The sequence below is a fragment of the Bdellovibrio bacteriovorus genome, assembly GCF_048286975.1.
Taxonomy (GTDB): Bacteria; Bdellovibrionota; Bdellovibrionia; order Bdellovibrionales; family Bdellovibrionaceae; genus Bdellovibrio; species Bdellovibrio bacteriovorus_H.
In genome coordinates this window covers 42,127-62,182 of sequence record NZ_JBLVRT010000009.1, presented here as the reverse complement: position 1 = coordinate 62,182, position 20,056 = coordinate 42,127, and the positions used below count along the sequence as shown (strand labels likewise).

At 50.8% G+C, this 20,056-nt stretch carries 16 protein-coding genes and 1 riboswitch; of the genes, 10 read left to right on the top strand and 6 right to left on the bottom strand.

Translation table 11 applies throughout. The features are described from left to right. Nucleotides 1-277 precede the first annotated feature (277 nt). Nucleotides 278-586 carry a hypothetical protein gene (locus tag ACNQKP_RS18140; RefSeq protein ID WP_041583487.1) on the top strand — a complete coding sequence of 103 codons (309 nt, stop codon included), beginning with the start codon at nucleotides 278-280 and terminating at the stop codon, nucleotides 584-586. 155 nt (nucleotides 587-741) lie between these two features. Beyond that, nucleotides 742-1,245, top strand: coding sequence for a hypothetical protein (locus ACNQKP_RS18135; protein WP_038451100.1), 504 nt, complete (start codon nucleotides 742-744; stop codon nucleotides 1,243-1,245). 94 nt (nucleotides 1,246-1,339) lie between these two features. On the opposite strand, the gene ACNQKP_RS18130 is transcribed toward ACNQKP_RS18135, so the two are convergent. Continuing rightward, complete coding sequence (locus ACNQKP_RS18130) at nucleotides 1,340-2,680, bottom strand: glycine--tRNA ligase (protein ID WP_011163664.1); 1,341 nt, start codon at nucleotides 2,678-2,680, stop codon at nucleotides 1,340-1,342. A 125-nt stretch (nucleotides 2,681-2,805) separates the two neighbouring features. Here ACNQKP_RS18130 and ACNQKP_RS18125 point away from each other — a divergent pair, with 125 nt between their 5' ends. From ACNQKP_RS18125 to ACNQKP_RS18110, 4 genes are all read left to right on the top strand, one after another. After that, on the top strand, nucleotides 2,806-3,159 hold the full coding sequence (locus ACNQKP_RS18125) for a photosynthetic reaction center cytochrome c subunit family protein (RefSeq protein ID WP_038451098.1): 354 nt from the start codon (nucleotides 2,806-2,808) through the stop codon (nucleotides 3,157-3,159). Nucleotides 3,160-3,298: 139 nt separating this feature from the next. After that, nucleotides 3,299-6,367 carry an efflux RND transporter permease subunit gene (locus ACNQKP_RS18120; RefSeq protein ID WP_417866676.1) on the top strand — a complete coding sequence of 1,023 codons (3,069 nt, stop codon included), beginning with the start codon at nucleotides 3,299-3,301 and terminating at the stop codon, nucleotides 6,365-6,367. Beyond that, nucleotides 6,364-6,777 (top strand): YbaN family protein, encoded by a 414-nt coding sequence (locus tag ACNQKP_RS18115; RefSeq protein ID WP_417866674.1) that lies wholly within the window; start codon nucleotides 6,364-6,366, stop codon nucleotides 6,775-6,777. The genes ACNQKP_RS18120 and ACNQKP_RS18115 overlap by 4 nt, the downstream gene beginning before the upstream one ends. A gap of 159 nt (nucleotides 6,778-6,936) precedes the next feature. After that, nucleotides 6,937-8,559: a right-handed parallel beta-helix repeat-containing protein gene (locus ACNQKP_RS18110; RefSeq protein ID WP_417866672.1), complete on the top strand. Its 1,623-nt coding sequence runs from the start codon at nucleotides 6,937-6,939 to the stop codon at nucleotides 8,557-8,559. A gap of 31 nt (nucleotides 8,560-8,590) precedes the next feature. Here ACNQKP_RS18110 and ACNQKP_RS18105 read toward each other — a convergent pair whose 3' ends face one another. The 3 genes from ACNQKP_RS18105 to ACNQKP_RS18095 form a co-directional block, all read right to left on the bottom strand. Beyond that, nucleotides 8,591-9,208, bottom strand: a complete 618-nt coding sequence (locus tag ACNQKP_RS18105; protein WP_417866671.1) for a hypothetical protein — start codon at nucleotides 9,206-9,208, stop codon at nucleotides 8,591-8,593. A gap of 159 nt (nucleotides 9,209-9,367) precedes the next feature. Further along, nucleotides 9,368-10,039 carry a hypothetical protein gene (locus tag ACNQKP_RS18100; protein ID WP_417866669.1) on the bottom strand — a complete coding sequence of 224 codons (672 nt, stop codon included), beginning with the start codon at nucleotides 10,037-10,039 and terminating at the stop codon, nucleotides 9,368-9,370. Continuing rightward, on the bottom strand, nucleotides 10,036-10,821 hold the full coding sequence (locus tag ACNQKP_RS18095) for a TIGR02147 family protein (protein WP_417866667.1): 786 nt from the start codon (nucleotides 10,819-10,821) through the stop codon (nucleotides 10,036-10,038). The genes ACNQKP_RS18100 and ACNQKP_RS18095 overlap by 4 nt, the downstream gene beginning before the upstream one ends. A 275-nt stretch (nucleotides 10,822-11,096) precedes the next feature. On the opposite strand from ACNQKP_RS18095, the gene ACNQKP_RS18090 reads away from it, so the two are divergent. From ACNQKP_RS18090 to ACNQKP_RS18080, 3 genes are all read left to right on the top strand, one after another. Next, nucleotides 11,097-11,534, top strand: a complete 438-nt coding sequence (locus ACNQKP_RS18090; RefSeq protein ID WP_417866665.1) for a hypothetical protein — start codon at nucleotides 11,097-11,099, stop codon at nucleotides 11,532-11,534. Nucleotides 11,535-11,600: 66 nt separating this feature from the next. Then, on the top strand, nucleotides 11,601-12,047 hold the full coding sequence (locus ACNQKP_RS18085; RefSeq protein ID WP_417866663.1) for an OsmC family protein: 447 nt from the start codon (nucleotides 11,601-11,603) through the stop codon (nucleotides 12,045-12,047). 52 nt (nucleotides 12,048-12,099) lie between these two features. Then, nucleotides 12,100-16,977 (top strand): hypothetical protein, encoded by a 4,878-nt coding sequence (locus tag ACNQKP_RS18080; protein ID WP_417866661.1) that lies wholly within the window; start codon nucleotides 12,100-12,102, stop codon nucleotides 16,975-16,977. A 3-nt stretch (nucleotides 16,978-16,980) separates the two neighbouring features. Here ACNQKP_RS18080 and ACNQKP_RS18075 read toward each other — a convergent pair whose 3' ends face one another. Then, on the bottom strand, nucleotides 16,981-17,265 hold the full coding sequence (locus ACNQKP_RS18075; RefSeq protein WP_417866659.1) for a hypothetical protein: 285 nt from the start codon (nucleotides 17,263-17,265) through the stop codon (nucleotides 16,981-16,983). 185 nt (nucleotides 17,266-17,450) lie between these two features. Here ACNQKP_RS18075 and ACNQKP_RS18070 point away from each other — a divergent pair, with 185 nt between their 5' ends. Continuing rightward, the gene (locus ACNQKP_RS18070; RefSeq protein ID WP_088565891.1) at nucleotides 17,451-18,251 is read left to right on the top strand and encodes an Mrp/NBP35 family ATP-binding protein; all 801 of its coding nucleotides are present in this window, start codon (nucleotides 17,451-17,453) and stop codon (nucleotides 18,249-18,251) included. 436 nt (nucleotides 18,252-18,687) lie between these two features. Then, a riboswitch (cyclic di-GMP riboswitch) is annotated at nucleotides 18,688-18,770 on the top strand. A 158-nt stretch (nucleotides 18,771-18,928) separates the two neighbouring features. On the opposite strand, the gene ACNQKP_RS18065 is transcribed toward ACNQKP_RS18070, so the two are convergent. Next, nucleotides 18,929-19,996 carry a branched-chain amino acid aminotransferase gene (locus ACNQKP_RS18065; protein WP_417866657.1) on the bottom strand — a complete coding sequence of 356 codons (1,068 nt, stop codon included), beginning with the start codon at nucleotides 19,994-19,996 and terminating at the stop codon, nucleotides 18,929-18,931. Nucleotides 19,997-20,056: the final 60 nt, after the last annotated feature.

Genomic DNA, 20,056 nt, shown 5'->3' with positions numbered 1-20,056 from the left:
CGGAAAAGTAAAATTAGTTGTCCTATCTAGTAGACATAGAACATCCCTAAGCCCTTAATATCAATGAAATTTTGGGGCCCAATATGCTCTGAGTTATAGAGCTTCCATTCCACCCCCGGAAGGGTGTTCCGGGGACTTCTGCTTCCCTTAAAAAACCACACGTTTATCGAGCACTTAGGAGTTTTTACAGGAAGCCCTTCCCGACTAAATCCTAACGGGTCTTTCGGCAGGGCCTGTGCTAGAAAATCGCGCATCCCAAAAACCCAAGGAGAAATTCATGAAAAAGGCCGTTCTTGCCCTGTCTGTTTTGATGTCCGTAAGCAGCTCTTTCGCTCAAGACTGCACTCTTGAAGAGGCTCAAGGCATCGCTCTGGTTTCTTCCGTTGAAGTCTTGAACGAAACTCAGTGCCGCGCCAAAATCAACGGCGTAAAGATGTTCAGTCCGGCTTACAACTGCCCGCTTTCCCTGGATGAAGTTCTGGTTTCCGGCGTGATCATCAATTGCAATCGCGTGCATGAAGGCCGCATCGACGGCATCTTCTATCGCGACAACGGCAAAAACGACTCCAACATCTATCTGTACTAATCCGGCCCCGCCGGGCAGAGCAGAAGGGGCGGCAGCCCCCGCAAGCTGAAGCAGCAGGTATTCCTAAAAAGCATATTAACTTTGATTCTATGCACTTCACACAAACGAATCAGCTTGATAGGAATACCCTCGAAATCGAAACACACGGAGAGACTATGAAACACCAGATCCTGGCTTTAGCCCTGACTTTGACTTCCGCATCTGCATTTGCGGCACCACAATCCTATTCCCTGCCTGCTTTGAAAGAGCTTTGCGCAATGGACGCTGGCAACGAAGATGAATTCGCTTTTGAAAAAGCCTTCGCGGACGTTAGCGAGTTTGACATCAAGGAAGTTCAATCCATCAGCGACAAAGATCTGGCGATGGTGAACGCTCACCTGGTGGATCATGAGTACACAGCCAATGCCCTGACTTTTGCAGAGCTCAAAGCTTTGTTCGGTCCTGGTGGCGACCAGGCCTACAACGATCTGTACGTCATCACTTTCAAATCCAAAACCACCGGCCGCGTTTACACTCACGTGAAAACCTATCCGGGCGACAATCCTTATGGATTGATCTTTGATAACAAAACTTTGAAGCCCGTGGCTCACAATGGTGACGGCAGCATCGTGCTTCTGACCAACAACGGTTCTTACAGTTGCTGGGAACTGGACAAATAAGCTCACCGAGCTTGTGATATCATGGAAATAAAAAAAGGGAGTGCGATGCACTCCCTTTTTAATTTAAAGCAGCTTCAGCTCTGCCCCTGTCGGGCTACTGATTAAAGGTCTTCAACTTGGCTGCGATATATGCGTTCAACTGAGTGATCGCCACGCGCTCTTGAGTCATCTTGTCACGGTGACGAACGGTCACCGCCTGATCATTGATGGTGTCAAAGTCCACAGTCACGCAGAACGGTGTGCCGATCTCGTCCTGACGACGGTAACGTTTACCGATGGACTGGGATTCGTCATAGTTCACGTCGAAGTCTTCAGCCAATTGGTCACGCAGTTTTTCAGAGATAGAGCTTAGCTCCTCTTTTTTGGACAGAGGCAGAACTGCCACTTTGAACGGAGCGATTTCCGGGTGCAGACCCATCACCACGCGAACGTCTTCTTTACCCGCTTCGTCTGTCGTCACTTCCTCACGGTAAGCATCACACAGGAACGCCAGGAACAGGCGATCACAACCCACGGCTGTTTCAATCACATAAGGGATGTATTTCTTTTTGTTCGGTTCGTCGAAGTACTCCAGGTTTTTACCGGAGAACTTCATGTGCTGGGACAAATCGAAGTCCGAACGATTGTGGATACCTTCCAATTCAGAGAAGCCCATTGGGAACTTGAATTCCACGTCCACAGCCGCTTTCGCATAGTGCGCCAGCTTGTCGTGATCTTTGAATTTCAAATTCTCTGGTTTGATACCGAACTTGATATAGAAATTCCAGCGACGCTCTTTCCATTCTTTGAAGAACTGTTCGTCCGTGCCTGGCTCTACGAAATATTGCATTTCCATCTGTTCGAATTCACGGGTACGGAAGATGAAGTTTCCTGGTGTGATTTCGTTACGGAAGGATTTACCAATCGCCGCGATACCGAATGGAATTTTATAACGGGATGCCTGCTGACAGTTCTGGAAGTTCACGAAGTGACCTTGAGCAGTTTCCGGACGCAGATACACCACGCTGCCGGAATCTTCCAAAGGACCCATGTGAGTTTTGAACATCAGGTTGAAGGATCTTTCTTCAGAAAGATTCTTGCTGCCGCAGTTCGGGCATTTCTTTTCGTTGATATAGGAATCCGTGTTATCCGCACGGAAGCGTGTTTTACACTCCTTACAGTCCACCAATGGATCGGAGAAACCATCCACGTGACCGGAGGCTTTCCACACCATCGGGTGCATCAGGATCGCGGCATCCAGACCCACGATATCAGGTCTGCGGGTCATGGCATTCCACCAAGCACGCTTCACATTCAATTTCATCAAAGAGCCCAGAGGACCGTAATCCCAGCAACTTCCAAGACCGCCATAGATCTCACTGGATTGGAATACAAAACCACGACGTTTGCTGAGGCTCACAAGAGTGTTTAGGTCCTCAAGATGCTTAATTTTCATGCAGGGCTCCAAGTTTTGAAAAAGGGACAAAGTCCCGGTGCTTATCGTTACACTTGGGTCCAGAACCAGTCAAGAAATCAGGGTCTTGCCTTGCCTGAGGGCGGGTCCTCGGACAAGCTATTCCTATGCAGCGCATCCGAAAATGGTTCTTCCTTCCCTTCTTGCTGGTCCTTCTGATTCCACAGGCTCACTCCGAGTCTGTGTCCAAATTTGTGACAAAAGAAGAAAAAATCCGCGAAGAGATGATCGTGATCTCCCGCGAACTGGGTGTGACCTGCAATGCCTGCCACAATGTTCAAAACTTCAAAGCAGATGACAAAAAGGCCTTTAAAGTCGGCAAGGAGCATATGAAATTGACTCAGATGCTTCGTGAAAACGGCATGGACGGTAAGAAGAGCGCCAAAGCCACCTGCTACATGTGCCATCGCGGCAAACTGATGCCTGACTACAAAGAACCCGCTAACGCGAAAGCTTTCTAGAATTCCCCGCTTTTTCACAAAAAAGACCCTAGGGTGTGAACCTCACCCTCCTTCATTTCGTCTAAACTGACATGCCTTAATGTCCCCGCATTGACTCCGTCGCCAATTGGGGAAAAATGTATTGTGCGAAAGGACCACTATGAACCTGATTGACCTCTCGATTCGACGCCCGGTGTTTGCATGGGTTCTCATGTTTGCCTTAATTGTTTTCGGTGCCATCTGCATGAACCGCATGGGTATCTCGCAACTGCCGGACGTGGACTTCCCTATCGTCAGTGTTTCTGTGGACTATGAAGGAGCCGCTCCTGAAATCGTCGAAGCCGAGCTGTTGGATCCTATCGAGGAACGACTGCTCGCCATCGAGGGTATCAAGGAAATGCGTTCTTCCGCCCGTCAGGGTTCAGGCTCTGTCACTCTGGAGTTTGATATCAATCGAAATGTCGACGTGGTTTTGCAGGAAGTGCAAACCGCTTTAAGCCGCATGCGCTGGCCGCCGGGTGTGGACCCTGCCACCATCCGCAAACAAAATCCTGAAGAAGACCCGATCATCATCCTTTCCATCTATGGCGAAGCTGAACTTCGCGACATGATCAACTGGACTGAAAACTATCTGCTGGATCAAGTGCGCTTCCTGGAAGGCGTCGGCGAAGTCAGTATCGGGGGCTTCAGTCAGCGCAACCTGCGTATCTGGGTTGATACCAAAAAATTATCTTCACTATATCTGACCCTCACGGACGTGGTTGATGCCATCAGCACACAGCACCTTGAAAGTGCTGCGGGTCAATTCACCGAAGGCGAACGCGAACTGCGTGTGCGCTGGCTGGGCGAAGCCACCAACGTCAACGATGTCGCCAACATTCAGATTCTGCGCCGGGGCGGTCAGCGCATCCATGATCGCGAGATCTTTATCCGCGATGTTGCCCGCGTCGAAGACGGTCTGTCAGACATCCGCCGTGTCGCCCGCGTTGACGGCCGTCAGGCTGTTTCCATTCAAGTTCGTAAGCAGCGTGGCACCAATGAGGTCACCGTTGCCAACGAAGTCCGTGCAAAACTTGACAGCATCAAAGACACCTTCCCGAAAGGCTTCAACTATCGCGTCAACGTCGACTTCACCCGTCCGACCGACGCGACCGTAAATCTGACCATTGAAAAACTATGGGTCGCGGCCTTGATCACCATCCTGGTGTGTTTCCTGTTCCTGGGAAGCATTTCTGCCGCCGTCAATATCCTGTTCTCGATTCCGACTTCAATTGTGGGAACCTTCGTCATCCTGTATTTCTCAGGGTTCACCCTGAACCTGTTCACCCTGCTGGCCCTGACACTGTCGATTTCCATCGTGGTCGATGATGCGATCATGTTGCTGGAAAATATCGTGCGCCACTATCGCATGGGAAAACCTTCGGCCAAAGCCGCCTCGGATGGATCCAAAGAAGTTCTGCCCGCTGCGGTCGCCGCGACATTGGCGGTTATCGCCGTGTTCCTACCGGTCGTGTTCATGGATGGTATCATCGGGAAGTTCTTCTTCCAGTTCGGTGTGACCATGAGTGCCGCGGTATCTTTGTCCCTGCTTGAAGCCGTCACCATCACCCCGATGCGTGCCGCGGCCCTGCTGTCCAGCGAACCGAAAGTTTCCAAACTGGAACACTGGCTGGATGAATTGTTTGAAAAGTTCGCTCACTCCTATCAGAAGGTTCTGCACGGGACTTTGCGATTCAAATATGTGGTGGTGATCGGGTCTTTGGTGTTCTTCGTCGTGTCCCTGTTCCTGGTGGCGAAAGTCCGTCAGGAGTTCGTGCCAGCGCAGGATCAGGACTTTATCATCATCAGTGCGCAGATGCCTCCGGGCACTTCCTTGGAAAAAACCAGTCGTGAGGCTGAAAAGATTGAAGCCATCCTGAAACAGGATGCTTCGGTGGAAGGCTTTGTCGTTTCTGTCGGCGGCGGTGGCGGTGGATCCAACGTCAATCAGGTCTTCTTGCCGGTGGCACTGAAAGCCCGTGCGGACCGCCAACAAGGTCACCTTGAGATCATGAACAAATGGCGCGCCGAATTCCGCAAACTGAAAGACATGCGTGTTTCCATGCGTGATATTTCAGCGCGAAATCTTTCTTCCGGTCGTCAAAATCCCCTGGCAATCAATCTGCGTGGACCGGATTTGAATGTGCTGTCTGAAAAATCCCAGGAGCTGATGGACCGTCTGGAAAAAGAAAACCTGGCGGTGGATCTGGATTCGGATTTCCGCAAAGGGATTCCGGAACTTGTTCTGACCCCGGACCGCAAAGCCATGGCGGCTCGTGGTGTGTCGGTTGAAGATGTCGGCCGCATCCTGTCTGCCGGCGTCGGTGGTTTGCGGGAAGGCCGTTACACAGCCGATGGCCGCCGCTATGACATCCGCTTTAAATTCCTGGAAGACCAGATCCAGCAGCCGGAAGATTTCAAAAAACTTTACGTGCGCAACAACTTCGGAAACCTGATCCCGCTTTCACAGCTGGTGAAGATCGAAGAACAATCCGCCATTCAGGGTATCAGCCGTGTAAATCGTCAGCGTGCGATTTCTGTCTTCGGAAACTTGGCGCCGGGCCAGTCCCAGGCGGCGGTTCTGGAACGTGCCAGTGCGATTGCCAAAGAGATTCTGCCGACGGGTTACTCCTTCGCGCTGGAAGGGGCTTCTGCCGGGTTCGCGGACTCGTTCAAGAGTCTTTATTCAGCGATGCTGGTCGGTATACTGGTGGCTTATCTGATTTTGGCGGTGCAGTTTAACTCGTTCATCCATCCGATTTCAGTTCTGGTCGCCCTGCCATTCAGCGTGACCGGTGCCTTGGTTGCGCTTTGGATGTTTGACGTATCGTTAAACCTATTCAGTTTTATCGGTTTGATCGTTCTGATGGGTATTGCGAAAAAGAACTCGATCCTGCTGGTCGAGTTCACGAATCAAATGCGTTATCACGGGGAAAAGAACATTTCCGAAGCCCTGCTGAAAGCCTGCCCGATCCGTCTGCGCCCGATTCTGATGACTTCCGTGGCGACCGTTGCTGCGGCGACACCGCTGGTGATCGGCCACGGCATCGGTTCAGAAACCCGTGTGCCAATGGGCCTGTCGATCATTGGTGGTACGATCGTTTCAACACTGCTGACCTTGTTTGTGGTTCCGGCGTTGTATTTGATGCTTTCCCCGCTTGAAAGCAAAAAGAAAGAGGTCGAACTGTGAAGCTGATCAAGCAGACAAGAAGAACCGCTTACTTTATTGCAGGCTGGATCTTTCTGGGGTTGGGATTTATCGGCATCTTTTTGCCGCTGCTTCCAACAACCCCATTTCTGCTTTTGACCGCTTTCTGTTTTGCGCGAAGCTCGATCCGCTGGCACAAATGGCTCTTGGCCCAACCTCATATGGGGCCTTTGATTTTAGAATGGCAAAAGCATGGCGTGATTCGCACTCGCGCAAAACTGATGGCCACCGGATTAATGGTGCCTCTGGTGTCGCTGTCATTGTTCTTTGGTAATGTTCCCATTTACGCGAAAGTGTCAGCGGCTGTTGTGTGCAGTTGCGTTCTGATTTTCATCTGGACCAGGCCTTCCCAGGCCAAATCCAGCCGGTCTCAGATGGGTACACGTTCATAAGTTTTACAGCGAAAAAACCCGAGTCTTCACGCTGCACACTATCGTCTGGACAACTCGTTGACAGTCAAAAAAGCTCCTTAATTTTTTCTCAAGATTACAGCCAAACCCCTGTTCTCCCAACTGAAACCGTCCGAAGAGCATCATCCAGGGGGAATCTGAATGCCCAAATTCACGCACTTGTACAAGCTGGCAGCGATATGCATTGGCTCAATTCTGTTGTTTGCTTATCAGAACTTTACTCCCAGCAATTTGAATTCACGCGTCTGCAGTGAATCCAAAATAAATGAAATTCTGGCGCCTGCCACGGCTGAATCCAGTGCCGTGATTGTGGATTGCTCCGCCCAGCTGCCCAAGGGAAAAAGTATTTCCAAAAGACTTCAGTTCCGCGGCACTCAGGCTTCGGGCGTCACCTTTGACTGTAATGGCAGCATTTTGAATGAGGCCGGTGTTAATGCCGGCAAAGACATGATTGCGGTTTTCTCGCGCAAAGTTCAGAAAAATGGTGCTAGCGCGTGGGAACGTCCTTCGGATGTGACCATTAAAAACTGTTCTGTTCTGGGATCAGTACGCATCTATGGAATGAACACCAATGGTGAAGGCGCTGACTTGCGCGCCTCTTCCGTTTCGGAAGGTCACACCGAGCGCGCCCAGGCTGCCGCCCCGACTCGTATCACGCTGGACCGAGTGAAAATTCAGGGAAGCTCACGCATTCCATTATATATTTCTCCGGGGGTGACTTACACTCGCCTGACCAATTCAAACATTGGTGGTTCTTCAAACAGCGTGGCGATCTATCTGGATGCAGAAAGTGCGCACAATCTGATTCAGAACAATTCCATACACACCGACACCGCAAAACGCGAACTTATCGCTGTGGACGGATCTGCCAACAACCGCATCATTGGCAACAGGCTGTCGGCTTTGGATAACGGAGGCATTTACCTTTACCGCAACTGCGGCGAGGGCGGCACCGTTCGCCATCAGACCCCCAGCGGCAATCACATTATCAATAATATTTTCTATTATAAGAAATATGACGGTAAAGACCCGGCCGTGTGGGTCGCGTCCCGCAATGGCAACCGCAACTATTGCAATGCGGATAACGGCTATAACTTCGGAAGCAGCGCCGACAATAACGACCTGGCCCGCAAAAACGTGATCGCCCAAAATCAGTTCTATAAATTCCAGCCAGAAAAAATCGTGCGTCTGAACGATTCCCCAAACTATCTGCTGGCGAACGAAACTGTTTCCGCCGACATCAAGCGGGCCTCCGGGTGCTATCTGAAGGCCGCATTCCCGTCAGAGCTTCTGCAACACGGACAGTCGACGCAGCAATTCATGGTCAGCGGGGCTGTGGTCTGCAAAGAAACGAAATACACCTGTAACGACGGAGTGCTTTCCACCTCCAAGGCCACCTGCCAAGGGGTCAGTGTCAAAACCAAACCGTTTGACTGTCAGGTTTCTGGCAACAACTCCGGCTGCGGAGGTACCGTGCGCTGCGATTCAGGGCAAAGAATCATTGGAGTTCGGGCGGCCTGCAACCTTGAAAACGGCCGGGTGCCGGCTTCTTACATCAACGGCGTCAGCCTGAATGTGGCGTCAGTGCAAAGGGCCTCTGATAACGTCAAGGACGGCCGCTGCCAAATAGATAACGTTGCGATAAGCTCTGGCAGCGCCTCGGTGAGGGCTTCTGTCGGTTCGACCTATCTGAACTATTCCTGCCGCGAATACGACAAAAACGGCGGCGACTGCCACGTCATCGGACAGGTGCTGTGCCAGTAGCCTGACTGTCCCCAATGTCGTCTCAAAGAGCTTATTTGTTTTTTGTACAATTAAATGCTGTAGCGAAAGCCACCGTATCAGATGCCGTAAGAGCTTTATTATTCAGCAAAGTTTCAACGGCCTGAGCAACACTGTACCCATGCTGAGCCGCCAGTGTGCTGGATGTGAAGGGATGCTGACCCCACATGTTATGAGATTTAAGAACCTTCACCAACTTGGCTGTTAAATAAACAGAACCGCCGTCTCTATTCAAATAGCCATAAGTCATTGCACCGGGCTGAACGTCAGGGCCATCTCCTCTGCGAGCAGGACCTTCATTCACAAGATAGTCATGCCCCATAGCAACAAACTCTGTTCCTTGTGTACGATCTGCCACCGGAGTCTTAAGAACCATGGTCATGCTGTAAACATCGGCAAATTCTTTTTTGTAAAGATCAATAGACACGGTCTCGCCATTGAGGATGACCTCAACTTCGCCAGCACCTTTGCTGTTCAAAGGAATCTGCACCACTTGATAAGCTTCATCACTGGATTCAGAAACAAGATTGGCTGCATTAAGAACTGCAACAACACAGCTCATGGACTCTGCATAAACTGCAGATGCAGAACAAAGAACAGAACACATCAGGAACAACGCTGCTTTTTTCATAAATCACCTTTCGATTTGCAGGGACTTGTAGAACAAGTGCCGCCATGTTTCAACACACCGAAGCGTTCTTCCGTTCCTAAATATTCCGCATTTTCCGCGAAAAATTTGGGAACACTTAAAGTGGTGAAACATATGCGCCTGAAAACCGAACTCTGCCCTCTAAAAAACCCTGCGGATCAATTCGAGGTACTCAGAAGGTGTAAGCTCGCTAATCTTATTGGATAAAATCAAAGCATTGAAATAGCGTAATGCCTCAGAGGTTCGGACCTCGGGTCTTAGGGCCGCGACTTCACGGTATAGTAGTTCATGCATGACCGCTGCGGCAGCATCCTGCGGTTCCAGCCACCACCAGTGATCCATCGCAATGATGTAACGGCGATCGTGCGGGAATTTGGGGTCACGCTGAATAACAAGCTGCTTCAGCTCACACCCCGGAGGGATAAACCCAATGCCTGTGTCCGGAACATCAAATAGCTCGGCGTTCCCGACAAAGCGGGATTCTTCTTCGAAAGTCTGCAGCCACTGGGAGTACTTTTCCCAACGGGCTCTGTCGATATCCTTCAGGCGATCGATCAGATTCTGGGTGACTTTAACCGTCATCTCCCATTTCTCCTCGACAGTGTCACCCTCTCCCGCCGGGATGACCGTCAGGAATTGAGGTTTCAGCCCGTAACGCTTTTCCGCCTCATAGATGTCATACATTGTGTATCCATCTTTCTGACAGACAATAACATCGCCACCGTTACCACGGTCGGCCCAGTCAGTCCCAAAACCGGCAAAAGAGACAGAATGGAAAAGAATCACAATCAACAAAATCACTGTTTTATTCATTTCTTTACTCTCGTTACCGGAACCAGTTGAATGTTCAGATTATACACTTCGGCTTTGTTATCAGTCCCCAGCACCCGCGCCATCTTCCTGCGGAATGCCCTTATATGCTCTTTGGCTATGGCCAATTTTGCAGGATCTGCCGGGATCGTGATGGAAGTGATATCCCGCAAGGCAATATCATCTTTCTGCAAAGATTCAGCAGCATGCTCCAGAATCTGCCGATGAGATTCTCTTAAAACCGATGAAGGAATATCGTGAGTTGTAGCGACCTTGCGCTTCATGCGTTCGATCTTTCCCTTTTTGATTCGGATCAGCTGCAGGCGCTCCATGCGCTCTAAAGCATTCTGAATTTTCAATTCAGATGTCTGAAGTCGATCGGCCATCCACTTCACATCACTTTTGAAACCGACCGTACCCAGCAACATCAAAAGGGCAAAGTGCTCCCAGTCCGCTATCAACGAAAATTCGTCTTCGCGCAGCACGTGGGCGCCCTTCTGAGCACCGGACACATCTTTGTTTCTGGACATCAGATGCTTGAATTTGGCTTCTTCGGATTGTGACATCTTCAAAGCCACAATCATACGCTCACAAAGACGCTTTCCCGGAGACCGTCGTCCCGAAATAAAGTCCGACAGGCGCCCTGGAGAGATTCCCAGGTCCCTGGCAAAAGCCCGCAGTGAATACCTCGCATTTTTTCTTTTGCGTGCATCCAAGGACTCCTGAAGGAACAAAGCCAGCGACAGGTTTCCTCCAGTTATTTCTGAATTTCGGGGTGTTATCATCCGCGCCAAAGTATTAGAAAAAGGTCGATTTCGCAACCGGGCCGCCAAGGGAGGGTTCATAAACTCGCACCCATTGATGGTTGGCCCTCATTCGTGAATTTTTTAGACTGCAAACCGGCCCCCTTTTGAAGAGATTTCATCCCCGTCGACAAGTGCCCCGTGCCGCTTATCGGCACATCGACATGTCACTTTGGGAATCGCCCTCTGCCGAGCCCCTTTATCGTGCCTGAGCGAGCACGGTGCTTGCTCCTTCATAAAAGAATGAAGGAGTGTGGATGCACTGGTCTTGTTTGATTCTCATTTTGGGACTGATGGTTTCTGGTTCTGCGTTTGCGCAGGAATCAGCCCCCGCATCTGAAGGCTTGTTCCGCCTGAACAGCGGCACGGACAACTGCCCGTTTGAAATCGAGCGCAGCAATGAATGTGACGGCTTTGCCCTGTATCCATCATCCAATGGCGTGGCTCATGAAAGTGTGCGTTTTTGCCAGATCAATAGAGGCTTCAAGGTTCAACAAAAGCCCGGGCAAAAAATCCTGAGCGAAGTTGTCAGTCGCGACAACTATGTGCGCAAGCAGGAAACCACGATCTATATCGACAAGGACAATTCGCTGAGCCTTATGCAGGAAGACACCGTCATTCAGGATGGACCCGAAAAATTCCTCTGGGAACACAGCCGCAACGGACGTGGGTTTAGCTGCCTCTATTCAAAATAGTCTTGTCATTGCAAATCCCTGCTCTAAAATCAGACCCATCTTCTGCACCTTACAAAGGATGGGTTCATGCGCGCACAGGTTAAACGAATTGACGGTCACCACTTTAAATTCAACGTTCGTGGCATGGAAGGTGACATCGACGTCACAGCTCCCGATCAAACTCCGCAAGGCCCGACTCCGAAAGAAATGTTGCTGGCCGCTCTGTGCTGCTGCACGGGCACTGACGTGATTGATCTGATGGCCAAGTTTCAGGTTCAGTATGAGTCTTTCGAGCTGGAAGCCAAAGCCCCCCTGACTGACAAACACCCAAAGATCTTTTCGCGCATTGATTTAAGTTATCAAGTGAAGGGCTCTGCTGTTGAAGCCACTCAGGTTGTTGAAGCGGCCAAGCGCTCTACCCACCAGTACAGTGGAACAGCGGCAATGCTTTCCAAAGCCTGCCCGATTTTCTATACAGTATGGTTGAACGGCGAAAAAATCGCCGAAGATCAGGTTCACTTTGTTTCAAATTGATAAAAATTAAGGATCTCTAAACAATGTGAGTAGTTATTCCGATCAATAGTTTATGAACTACTCGGAACGTCTTGGATCAATTGGCATTTCATTGTTATTGCTGCCTCTTTTTTTGACCGGTTGTAACATCTCGGCAAAACTTCAGGATCTATTGTCTTCAAAGCCTTCTCTGGCCGAACTCAGAATTTCTGATAAAGATCCCTATATCATTGTCAACGCCAGCAATTTCTCAAACAGAATCATTTCCGGTTCCTGTGCAAACGACGAAGGCTCGGTGCAGATCAAAATTGAATCCAGCCTTCGGGGGACCGCGACCTGCGTCAGCAACAAGTGGTCCTGGACCTATGATTTTTCCGCACTGCCAGACTCAGACACTCTAACCCTCGAGGCAGTCGAAGTCCTCTCCTCCGGTGAAACCCGGATCGCGACCGCTCAAATTCTAAAAGATACGGTTCTTCCCCAGCTCAGCAACCTCAACAATCTGCTAATTCCGGCAGACCCCCAGCCCGTGACATGGAGCTGCCTGGACCCCGCCGACCTTTGCCAATTCCGCTATCTTGACAGCAGTTCCCCGGCTTTCGTGTTTATCACGGAAGCTTTTGCGGGAACCAATAATACAACCCTCACCACACCAGGCATTCGTTACCTTTACCTTCAAGCCGCCGACAAGGCCCAAAACCTTTCAACTCCGCTGCAAGTTCAGGTTTACGTGGGATCGCCCCGCATCTTTATTGGCAGTCTGATAAAATCCACAACATTGAACGGCATAGAGGATCTGAACATCCTGGCCCCGTCTTCGCTGCCAGAAATGGCCCTGTTCAACAATCAAACCTGTACGGGTGCTCCGACTTGGATAAGCACAGCAACTTTTATTGAGGATTGGAATCTGGATGCAGGCGCTCAAGGCGGCACGGCCTATGTCAGCGTCAAATTCCGAACGGCTGCACTGGACGAATCCCCTTGTTACCATGACTCCATTCAATGGCCAACCTACACCACTCATACCATGTGCACTGATACGACTTCCAATCTTGCCCGCGGGCGTATTGTGGACTCGGGTGGATTGCTATCGGGATATCAAAATGACGAGCTCTGTACTCTGGATCTGACACTGACAGGACCCACCACTTTTTATATCGATCTGTTGGATACAGAAAGCGGATATGACTTTGTAAGAATATACGACAACGGCACCGAGGTCTTCAATGAATCCGGGACATCTGAAACGGTGCTTGTAAATACAACGTCCAACAATGTTCGCGTTGAATTTGAATCCGACGGCAGCGTCACTGATTCGGGATTTGATCTTCGTTGGGAAACAACCAGCGCTGCTCCGGCCACACCACCTGTCATGACCCTCAACGGCGGTGATCCGATCGCAGTCAGTGCAACTGTCAGTGTGGCCTTCAATGCCCCGGCCTCAATGAGCCAAACCTATCTGACTGAAGACCCCACCTGTGCCAATGGTGGAAGCTGGGCGGCTTTTGCCGCTAACACAACTTGGACTTTTTCTGACGCCACCTCGGGTCCAAAAGAGCTCTATGTCAAATTCCGAGATCCATTTAACAGCGAAACTTTTTGCTCTGATGCGACGGTGACTTTGGAAGTTCCCGAAATATTCATCGACTATCCTGCCACTACCGACAAAATCGGCAACTCGATGGAGCTGGGGGGCTATTGCTCTGTCCCGAACAAGCAAGTTCAAATCAGTGGAACCCTCAGCGCGACCACTACCTGCACTGTGGATCAAGAGTGGTACTACACCCTCGATACTTCCGCGCTGGCCAACAATTCACCTTTGAATATCACGGCAACACTCAAAGACAGTACTGTCAATCTGGCGAGTGACAGCAAGACCTTCACCATCACCCGCACACTTTCAATTCAATCGCCGGCCAGTGGAACCACTATTGGACCCAACACACAGTTCAGTGGAACCTGTAATGTTGAAGGAGCCACCATCAGCATCACAAGTCCAATCACGGCTTCAACCACCTGTACTGGTGGCGTGTGGTCTTCGACCTTCAGTGTTCCCGGAGCCGACGGAGCCGCCATCACATTCACAGCGCATTTAATGCATAATGCGACCATTCAGGAAACCAAAACCACGAACTACACTTTGTCCACCGCACCCCCCACTATTCAGATCACAGGCGCGCCTTCGGGCATCAGTGTAATGACCTCGGTGACTCTGAATTTCGGTGGGACCAATGTCAGTGCTTTCCGTTATAAATTCGGGACTTCTGTGGATTGTTCATCCTCCACCGGCTATACCGCCGAAGCTGCTGCACCAGCCAGCCGCACGCTGGATATATCCGCCATTTCAAACGGCAATGTCACCATCTGTGCCATCGGAAAAAGTGGTGTGAACGGACTTTGGCAGGATTTTGCCTCTGCGACCAATGTCAGCTGGACAAAAGATTCTGAGGTTGTGGCTTCGATCACCTCGAAAAATATTTCCATTACCGAAGGATCCACCAACAACACAGTGACCTTTACACTGTCTGGCACCAAAACTTACGATGTGAAAGTTTACTATAATTATTTTGGCGATCAGATCTATATGGTCGACCACAATCTTGCCCCCGGATTCGTCACGATCCCGGCAGGCTCCCTGTCTGCATCTCTTTCTTATGACACTTTCGACAACGGTCTGGCCGAAAATGATCGCAATCTCAGAATCTTCATCAGTCACACTGACCAAGCGGCGGTCCGCATCGGAACCACAAGCTTGGTCTATCATCTGATCAAGGACGACGATGCTGTCTTTAAGACCGTGACCAAGATCGTTTCTGCCCGTTACAACCAATGTGCCATTTATTCTGACGGACGAATGTTCTGCTGGGGTGACAACTACAACGGTCAGCTTGGCGTCGGCCACAAAAACCGCGTCAGCACCCAGGTGGAGCCTCTTGCTGGTTTCACGGTTCTGGATGTTTCCATCACTGACCAATACTTCTGCGCCATCACTACAGCAAAAAAACTCAAATGCTGGGGCTATAACTATTATGGACAGCTGGGTAATGGCAACACGACAGAACAGACCAGTCCGGTTGACGTCGACAGCGGCGAAAACTATGTCAAAGTATCTGCTGGGTCTATGGGTGCCTGTGCCTTGACCGAGCTGGGTAAAGTCAAATGCTGGGGCCGCAACAATTCCGGCAGCGTCGGAGACGGTACGACAATCGACCGGAGCATCCCGGTCCCGATTGATGGAGCCGTCACCTACACAAGTATTCACCGAAAATCATCCACCGTGTGCGGCATCACGGATGCTCAAGTGCTGAAATGCTGGGGTGGAAACAGTCAACAGCAAATCATTCCAGGCAGCACCAGCAATGTGCTTTCACCAACAGTTGTGGATTCGGGCACAAGTTATCTGTCCATCGCCGGCGGTTCTACCATTTGCGGTGTGACTACGGGGCAGAAACTGAAGTGCTGGGGCTGGAACGGCAACTCGGTTGTCGGCGCATTGACTGGGACCAATCCAGTCGTCAGCCCCACCACCATCGATGCCGCCACTGACTATCTTGCGGTCTCGGATGAAAGTGGCTATCGCTGTGCGATCACGGCCGCCAATGATTTGAAATGCTGGGGTGAAGTGCGAGGCACTGTCAGCTCGGAACAAGTCACTATTCTGACCACGCCCACCCTGGTCAATGATGGCATCAAATACACACAAATTTCCGCAGCATCCTACGGCGCTTGCGGAATTTCCACTGATGGACAAATCGTCTGCATGGGTGACAATTCCAACAACTGGTTCGAACCTCTGCCGATCTTTGACATGGTTCCTCTGGATCCAAATACCACGATAACCCACTATGGAGTGGGCTCGTCCGGCGCCTGTGCCATCAAAAGCAATGGCCAGGCCGTGTGCGTAGGAGCCTATGCGGGCTCTGGATACACCGTTTCCACACCGGCCGTTGTGGATAATGGCTCCGACTTTACAGGTGGAAAGGCCTCGCCTTCCAACAACGGCAGTTGTGTCATCAATGGCAGTGGACGCATGATGTGCGCTGGTGCCAATGGCTTCGGTGCCGTGGGGAATGAATCCATGGATTCTTCCGTTCAATACATGTCGGTGGTGGCTCCTTCCGTAAGCTTCGCCATGACCGCTCGGGAAACTTTCTATTGCGGCTACGGCCTTTCCACTGCTGGAAAGCTGTATGCCTGGGGAGCAGAATCGAACTGCCCGAATAGAACCCCAACCATGGTGGATGGGGGCACCACTTACAAAACGGACTCTTTGGCTGTTGCCAGCAGTTTGGCCTGCGCCATCACGACCGGCGATCAAATCAAGTGCTACGGCTATGACGACGGCAAAGGTCATCTGGGCGGGGTCTCGCGCGCTACGCCGACGGTTCTGGATAGTGGGACGCTTTATAAATCTATTGCAGTCTCTTATGCGCATATCTGCGGATTAACTTCAGCGGATAAGCTGAAATGCTGGGGAGCCAACAGCCAGGGGAAGGTTGGAAATGGCACCACCACAAATACCAGTGTTCCGTACACCGTCGACTCAACAGAAAACTTCACGAAGCTGAGCGTGGGGAGCAACGCAGTTTGCGCCATCACCAGCGGACAGGTTTTAAAATGCTGGGGCTACTGGGGTGATTACACCGGCAACATGACGGTCACCTCCCCGACGGTGGTCAACGGCAGTGAATCTTATCTGGAAATTCAGGTCGGCACCAATTCAGCTCTGGGATTGACCACAAGTGGAAAGTTGCACTATTGGCCCGCTGCCCGATTTGATTTAGCACCGCTGGCGATCGCTTCAAGCCAGACCTTCACCAGCATCAAAGGTCACGGCGAGGGCAATACGTACTGCACGATGAATTCGTCGGGGCATCTGTGGTGCTCGAAAAACAGATGGGATGGAAATTTCGTGTCAACCCCACGCTATATGCCGTACCGACGACAGTAAAGCCTAGGCGGACTTATTCAAAATGGCTTTGTAAGCTGTTTCCAGAAACTCCAGGGATTCTTTGTCGCTGCGGCGAATTGCAGTCTGATAGGCTTCAGTGACCAGCTTCAGCGACGCTCCGGCCGGAACACCTAAAACCTCATAGGCATCCCAGCTATGGCCGTTGTAATTAAACATCACATTCAGAGACTTGGTTTTTGCGCCAGATAGATCAGGATGCACCTGAGGGGGTGAGGCCTGACGACGCAAAGGTTCAAGATCCGCCTTTTCAGGGGGAGCTGCCTCCATCAGAGGGGGAGCGCTGTCCTTCGCATTCAAGTTCAGCTGCGTCGGCCGACGGCTGCCTCCTCGAGAAAGAAGATACCAGGCAATGAAAGCCCCCGCTCCCACTAGGTTCAATGTCAAAAAGTCTTGGCTATTCATCCAAGTTCTATTATTGGTTGTGTGGACAAAATTAGCAAGGAGTCCCATTCATGGCAGCCCCAAATCCTTTTGAAAAGCAGACCGCGATTCCCGGAGTGAAACATATTATCGCCGTAAGTTCAGGCAAAGGTGGCGTGGGTAAAAGTACTGTGGCAACAAATCTTGCCATGGCTTTGGGACGAAAAGGCGGCAAGGTCGGCCTTTTGGATGCGGATATCTATGGCCCCAGCATTCCCCGTATGTTGGGTACGCTTGCACAAAAACCTCAGATCAACCCGGACACCAATCAACTGGAGCCGGTGGTCCGCTACGGCATCAAACTGATGAGCATCGGCTTCCTGGTCGAGGAAGGCGCGGCCGTGGTTTGGCGTGGACCTATGTTGTTCAAAGCGATGGATCAATTCCTGCGCGACGTAAACTGGGGCGAGTTGGACTATCTGGTTGTGGACCTGCCTCCGGGCACAGGCGACATCCAGCTGACCCTGGCCCAGAAAGTTCCGGTGTCTGGTGCCGTGATGGTTTCCACTCCGCAAAACGTGGCATTGGTGGACGTGAAAAAAGCCGTCGACATGTTTGCCCGCGTGAACGTGCCTTTGTTGGGCATGGTTGAAAACATGGCCTATATGATCAACCCGGCCAACGGCGAAAAAATGCAGTTGTTCCCGAAGGGCGAAATCGATTCCTACGCCCAATCCAAAGGCATCAACAAACTGGGTGAGATTCCTTTCAACCCGTCTGTGGGTCTGGCGTGCGAAGCCGGAATTCCAATCGTTGAAGCCAACAGCAACGGCGCCGAAGCGCAAGCCTTCATGAAAATCGCCGACGAAATTCGCGAATTGCTGCCGGTATAATTAATTTTCCGTCTCCAATTTCAAATTTTCCAATTTCCAATCTCAAAAAAGCCCCTCGATGAGGGGCTTTTTCTGTTTCAAGTCTGAACAAATCCCCGTCTGTTTTCCCACGCTGATACGCAAATATGACGTAAATTGAGAATCGAACGTGGTGCTCTTGAAAATCAAACTTTGGTCGAGCTATCCTGATTTTGTTGAAACCACAGGCTCGGGAGACTTACCTCGGGTAAGTGAACGCTAGTAGGGCCAAGCGAAGGAGGACACGGATGAGAGCACATGACCATCACGATGACGAACTGAAGTGAAGATGCGTCACCAGGATTACTACAAAGAGGTTGGGTTCATGCCTCTGAAAAGAAGAATGGACTGGTTGGATCTGATGAATAACTCATAAGGAGGTTCCTAGGGTTATACTCGTTAGGATATAGATCCTTCCTTTGCCTCAAGGCAAACCGTCGGAAACGGCGGGACGCAAAGCTAAAGGGGTGTCGGCGCAAGCCATGCCAGCCAGCTGCCAAAGGTCATGAGTCACCTGAGGAATCAGAGGTGTGCATATGGAAGGAACAAATACATACAAGGATTGGTTTCATTCCCCTTAGCTAGCGAGTTATCACTGACGATTCCTCGCTAGCACTTTTTTTGGCGAACGAATTTCTTAAGACAAAATCCCTGAAAAACTATTTCTTCAAAGGAACAAGCCAGTTCAAGGCATCCTTTTGAGCGCCACGCTGGATCGCCGTGATCTCAGAGTAAAGCTGCGTGCTCAGAGGTCCATTTTCGTTGTTATTGATTGTCCAGTCTTTACCCTGATAGTGCAAAACACCCACTGGGGAAATAACTGCGGCCGTACCGGTACCGAAAGCTTCTTTCAACTCACCTTTTGCCAGGCGGTCCACAACTTCCTTGATGGTGATGCGTCTTTCAACCACTGGCAGATTTTTAGAGCGCAACAACTGCAGAATCGCATCGCGGGTACCACCGGACAGAATACTGCCATTCAATGCCGGAGTAACGATTTCATTATCAAAGACGAAAAACACATTCATGGTGCCAACTTCTTCAATGCCCTGGTGTTCGACATCAAGCCACAACACTTGAGCATAGCCCTTTTTCTTGGCTTCCAAGGCGGCCTTCAGACTGGAAGCATAGTTAGCCCCGGCCTTCACCGCGCCCAGGCCCCCTGGAGCTGCACGGAGGTACTTTTCCTCGGTCCAAATCTTGATTGGTTTTGTTCCTTCAGAATAATAAGAACCCACCGGAGACAAGAGAATAAAGAACAACGTTTCACGGGAAGGACGAACCCCCAGGAACGGCTCAGACCCAATCAGGGTCGGACGGATATACAAAGACGTGTTCGGCCCTTTCGGGATCCAGCGCTCATCGGCAGCCACCACCTGGTGCAGACCCTCCATGAAAAGATCCATTGGCGGAGCTTCCAGGCACAAACGAGCCGCCCCTTCGGCCAAGCGGTGATAATTGAACTCAGGACGGAAGAAAACCACTTCACCGTCTGCCTTGCGGAAGGCCTTCATGCCTTCAAACAAAGCCTGGCCATAATGGAACACAGAAGCCCCGGGATCCAAAGAAAGCGGTCCGTAAGGAACGACGCTGGCTTCAGACCAGCCCTTGCCTTCAGTGTATTTAGCCACAAACATGTGGTCAGAAAAGTGCTGCCCGAATCCAAGTTGATCAGAGGGTGGAAGGGCTTTCGGAGTGCTGGTCAAATTCTTCGTAATTGTGGTCATAGGTAGGACCTATCGAACATGATGAGAATGGTCAAACATCCATTGTGCTTTTTTACTTTT